Genomic DNA, 4,671 nt, shown 5'->3' with positions numbered 1-4,671 from the left:
AGCTGGCGGGGGTTTTCGAAGCGGCGGATGTCGCCAATTTCGGCAACAAAGACGACGGCGGCAATCAACGATACGCCTCGTAACGCCTGATAGGCTTCGACGACAGGAGCCATCGTCCAGGATTTGACAGTCTCCGAGATCAAATCGGTCAGACGCTTCAAGCGCACCTCGGCATCCTCGATCGCCTGGCAATATTCCTTGAGCACGATGAAGTGCGCCGGATGCTCGAACTTCAGAGTCGATATCCACCGCATATGCGCCAGCGACCAGGATGAGCGGCCCGAATAGATGCGGCCATGCCGAAGTAGGAACGACTGAAGCTGCTGACGCGCCCGCTTTTGAGCCTCCTGTGCAGCCTCTCGAGCCCGCACGAGATCGCGCATGGCTTCGTGTCCGCGATCTGGTACCCAGACTGCCCTCAGCTCACCTGCACGATGTAGCCTTGCCAGGCTGACCGCGTCGCGCCGGTTCGTCTTCACTCGATCACTAGGTGTGGAGCCTCAACAGGTTGTCCTCGGTTAGAGCGAGGCGACTGATAGGCGGTTTGGACTTTAGGCTGCCGTGTGGACGATGCCAATTATATCTGTGCAGCCAGATCGGCAGTTCGGCGGCGCGGTGATTTGAAGTCGGATAGGCGATGGCATAGGCCCATTCACGCAGTGCTGTTTGGATGAAGCGCTCGGCCTTGCCATTGGTCTTGGGCGTATAGGGTCTTGTCCTGACGTGCCGGTGAGTGCTGCAGCCAGGTAACTCCAGTCTCCTCGGTTCGGTCCGAATGGACACAACTAGGGCGCTTTGGTATCAGGGATGGTGCGACCACCACGCAGTCGTGACCCATGTCGGTAAGCTGACGGTAAAGCTCGTAACCTGTCGGACCGGCTTCATAGCAGAAGTGGAGGACAGCTCCTCGCTTCGCCATTTTTCTTCGCCACTGAGGTCGGATCCGAGGCTATATCCCCATAAAACCTTGCTTCACCGCCCCGCTCACCGTCTGCGACGGCCACAGAAATCTTCAATTTCGAGACGTCCAAACCGACAAAAAGCCTGTTATGCTGATCCATGGTTCACCCTCTCTAAGCTGGGGCTCGGCTTCGGCCAATCCGAAGCAACCCCCGATCTCACCTTATCGCGGGGGTGAGCCGCCTTCACTCCGAGAACATACGGTCTGAGCCGGTCAAGCTGGTTGATCACGTCGCTGTCGCCGGGCAATGGAGAGAAGTTGTCGAAGCATGCTGTGAGCGGCGGCGATGTCGCCGGGCTGCTGGCGCGCCTTTCATGGCTTCGTGAGAAGGCGCTGTCGCGAACGGAACGACACTTTCCGATCATTGTGATCCAGGAAGCCGGTCTCGACGGGTTCTGGCTCCACCGCGTACTGCAGGCTAAGGGATCGAAAGCCACGTCGTCGATCCCGCCTCGATCGCGACCTCTCGGCGTCGCCGGCGGGCGAAGACTGACAGGATCGACGGCGAAGCCATGGTGCGGGCGCTGCTGGCCTACAAGCGCGGCGAGCCGCCGGTGTGCGCGATGGTCAAGGCCCCCACCCGGAAAGAGGAAGACCGCCGATCGGCCACGCGTTCAGGCAGAAGCGCTGGTCAATTGCGTGGGTCCGCAGCGTCAAGCTCGACCGGCTTCATTGCCAAGTGCCCGACTTTCTCGGTGCAGGGCGCTGTCGTCAACGCCAGAAGCCGAGCGAGGCTCGGCACAGTCCATTGGATCGACTTCGTCGATCGCCATCTCCTCGCCTGGCCGCGCGTGAAAAGCCGCGGCAAGGCCTGCAACGTTGGCATTTAAGTGGGGCTACGCATCTTCTGGGACTTCGCAAGCAAAATCGGAGGCGCCAGTCAATTCAGTAGCAGCCCGGGCGTGTGTTCTGCTCGTTCCGGCCCTCGCACTTAGCAAGGAACTGCGCCGCTCTGCCGGGCCAAAGGCCCGACGCCCGAAGGGCAACCGCTCCTACGCGATCGCGTCCGCCTCCAGAAGCCGCCATCGAAAAGAATGCTCGCCTCGTCACCACCACCTACGGCAAAAGTGGGCAATCAAGGCAGCTGGCATCACTCTGCCACACATCCTCGACGAGCAACTCGCCTGAGATCAGCCCCAGAACGTAGGTAACACGCGCCGCGCCGGCGCTTGTCGAACATGCTGATCAGCCTGTCTTACAGGCGGCGATTAGGTGGGGCTTAACATCTTCCGGGACTTCGCACGCGAAATCGCGGTGGCAGTCGGTACCAACAACCGCAAGGTCGGATCGGCGTGCCCGACACGCTCAATGATTTCAGGCAAAGGCGCCAGGCAAGATGCCTCCTGCAACATCATTTCCCGCATCCACATGCTTGCCGGATCAGTATTGTGAAGCTCAGGCCATTGGACGGCCTCCGTGAATGCCGGAGGAGGAAGTGGCGGCGGAAGTTGGACAATCCGCAGGGGTGTTGTTTTTGCGAAATGCTGCGCCAGCCGTAAGGGCATGGTCCCGATGCGGTTGGTGCCTGACAGGACTGGCGGGATCAGGCTAAAGCCCTGTACGACGACCTCGACACGTCTCTCGAAACCGTGCTCGAGCAAATACCATTCCTCCATGGTGGGCTGCCGGGTGTGCCTGAATTTGAGCACAACATGTCCCATGCACAAGTATCGCTCGAATGTAAGTGGCTCCGACAGCTGCTTGTTCGTGCCGCAGCCTACGCCTACGAGCTTATCTTCGAACAGGGCTGCGCGAGGATGTTTCGACATGAACACTTCCGGCATAATCAGAAAATCAAGGTCGCCGCGCCGGAGAAGCTCCTCGGGGTCGTCGCAAATAGGCAGACATTCAAAGCGAACGACGGGAGCTTCCCGCGCAGCGCGCTCTACTATCTTCCTAAAAAATACGAGCGTGATGTAATCGGAAAGCATGATTCGGAAGAGACGATCCGATTGGGCCGGGTTGAAGGCGTCGGGGGAAATAATCGATAGCTGGATGTGCAGCAATGCATCCCGGACTGCTGGAGCGAGCCCGTCGGCGCGCGGTGTCAAAATGAGCTCGCGGCCGTTCATCGTAAATAGCTCATCGTTGAAATAGGCGCGTAACCGAGCAACGGCGGCGCTCATGGCCGGCTGGCTCAGGTTGATACTGCGAGCCGCGGCAGTGACTTTACGCTCCCTCATCAGAGCGTCCAGCACAACGAGGAGATTTAGATCCAGCCCTTTAAAACGCATGTCATGTTCTATCCAACGTGTGGATGCGTATCATTCAAACAATCAATTTTACGAATTTGCGAGCCATGCATTAGAGGATCCTAAACGACCGACGTCAAGCTCAAATCGACGGCGCCGCGACACGGGCCGGTACATCGAGAGAGCGTCTGGCTCACCATCGCCAACGACAACGGTTGCTCGATGGCCAGGGATACGCCAAAACGACTGTTCAGCAGAAGATTAAGCTCCTGGCCGGTTTCAGTGCTTGGGTGGAGAGGCAGGATGTTCCGCTGAGCTTGCTCGGGGAAGAGGACGCAGGTCGATTTCTGACGGAACTTGGTCGGCGCCCGAGGCGTGGCGATGCCTGGACCATTCGGCAGTTGGTACGATATCTGCGCGACACGGGCGGCGTGCCGGTGCCGCTGCCAGAGGTCGATACGAGCGCCAAGGGTAAGCTGATCGACGCATTTGGGGAATTCCTGCGCACCGAGCGTGGTCTCTCGGCATCGACATTGACGAACTATCTGCCGATTGTTCGTGGATTCCTGGACGAACAGTTTGGCGGCAACGATCCGGATTTTGACCGCCTGCGAGTGGGCGACGTTCATCGGTTCATCGTGCGGCGAGCCCAGGCCGGTTCGCCCGGCCGCGCCAAGTTGGTGGTCACCGCACTGCGTTTCTTTCTGCGCTTCCTCCAGCAACGCGGGTTGCTTGCCACCGATCTCGCTGTCGCGGTGCCTGGGATCGCCGGCTGGCGCTTGGCACACCTGCCGAAGGCGCTGCCTGCCGAACAGGTCGAACGGCTCCTTGCGTCTTGCGACAGGAGAACACCGGCCGGCCGCAGGGACTACGCGGTTCTGATGCTGCTCGCGCGCCTCGGTTTACGGGGGCGAGATCGTCGTGCATGGCAAGGGTCAACGGCTGGCGCGGCTGCCACTGCCGGCGGATGTCGGTGCCGCCTTGGTCGACTATCTGCGGCAGGATCGGCCTGCTTGCTCAACACGCCGCGTCTTCATTCGCATAAAAGCGCCCAGACGCAGTTTTGTCAGCCCGTCGACTATTTGCTGCATCGTCCATCGTGCGCTCAAGCGCGCCGGTCTGACGCCGGCGTTCAAGGGTGCGCACCTGTTGCGTCACTCACTCGCCACCGATCTGCTGCGCCGCGGCGCCTCGCTCGTTGAAATCGGTCAACTTCTCCGCCACAGCCAGCCGAACACGACACAGATCTATGCCAAAGTTGACATCGCGGCGTTGCGTGCCATTGCGCTACCCTGGCCTGGAGTCGCATCATGAGCGCGTTGCACGCGGCGCTCGAAGAGTACCTGGCCGCGCGCCGCGCCCTCGGCCATAAGCTGCGTCTTTCCGGACGGTTGCTGCAGCGCTTCGTTGTCTTTGCCGAATCTTCCGGCGCCACTTTCAGCCCCATGAGATCCAGCAGCGAGTGGAGCAATCCCTCGGTCTGGCGCAGCCGCATTGCGAAGACGCAACCCAGCGTCA

At 60.2% G+C, this 4,671-nt stretch carries 2 protein-coding genes and 6 pseudogenes; 4 read left to right on the top strand and 4 right to left on the bottom strand.

Annotated elements, in window-relative coordinates; translation table 11 throughout:
• The 3 pseudogenes from NKH03_RS34305 to NKH03_RS34295 form a co-directional block, all read right to left on the bottom strand.
• Window positions 1-485 (bottom strand): annotated as a pseudogene (locus NKH03_RS34305) (transposase); the annotation flags it as partial.
• A 1-nt stretch (window position 486) separates the two neighbouring features.
• Window positions 487-729, bottom strand: a pseudogene (locus NKH03_RS34300) (integrase core domain-containing protein); the annotation flags it as partial.
• 61 nt (window positions 730-790) lie between these two features.
• Window positions 791-983 (bottom strand): annotated as a pseudogene (locus tag NKH03_RS34295) (IS110 family transposase); the annotation flags it as partial.
• A 182-nt stretch (window positions 984-1,165) separates the two neighbouring features.
• Between NKH03_RS34295 and NKH03_RS34290 the strand changes: the two are divergent.
• A pseudogene (locus tag NKH03_RS34290) lies at window positions 1,166-1,575 on the top strand (transposase); the annotation flags it as partial.
• A gap of 594 nt (window positions 1,576-2,169) precedes the next feature.
• On the opposite strand, the gene NKH03_RS34285 reads toward NKH03_RS34290, so the two are convergent.
• Entirely contained in the window at window positions 2,170-3,195 is a 1,026-nt protein-coding gene (locus tag NKH03_RS34285) for a LysR family transcriptional regulator (RefSeq protein WP_352973266.1), read from the bottom strand.
• 248 nt (window positions 3,196-3,443) lie between these two features.
• Here NKH03_RS34285 and NKH03_RS34280 point away from each other — a divergent pair.
• The 3 genes and pseudogenes from NKH03_RS34280 to NKH03_RS34270 all read left to right on the top strand — a co-directional run.
• Window positions 3,444-3,821, top strand: a pseudogene (locus NKH03_RS34280) (site-specific integrase); the annotation flags it as partial.
• Window positions 3,822-4,074: 253 nt separating this feature from the next.
• Window positions 4,075-4,467 (top strand): tyrosine-type recombinase/integrase, encoded by a 393-nt coding sequence (locus NKH03_RS34275; protein ID WP_352607394.1) that lies wholly within the window; start codon window positions 4,075-4,077, stop codon window positions 4,465-4,467.
• A pseudogene (locus NKH03_RS34270) lies at window positions 4,464-4,671 on the top strand (tyrosine-type recombinase/integrase); the annotation flags it as partial. The gene NKH03_RS34275 and the pseudogene NKH03_RS34270, both read left to right, overlap by 4 nt.

The organism is Mesorhizobium sp. M1406, assembly GCF_040317555.1.
GTDB lineage: Bacteria > Pseudomonadota > Alphaproteobacteria > Rhizobiales > Rhizobiaceae > Mesorhizobium.
The sequence above is the reverse complement of the archived record's forward strand: the minus strand, read 5'-3'. Positions and strand labels throughout refer to the sequence as shown.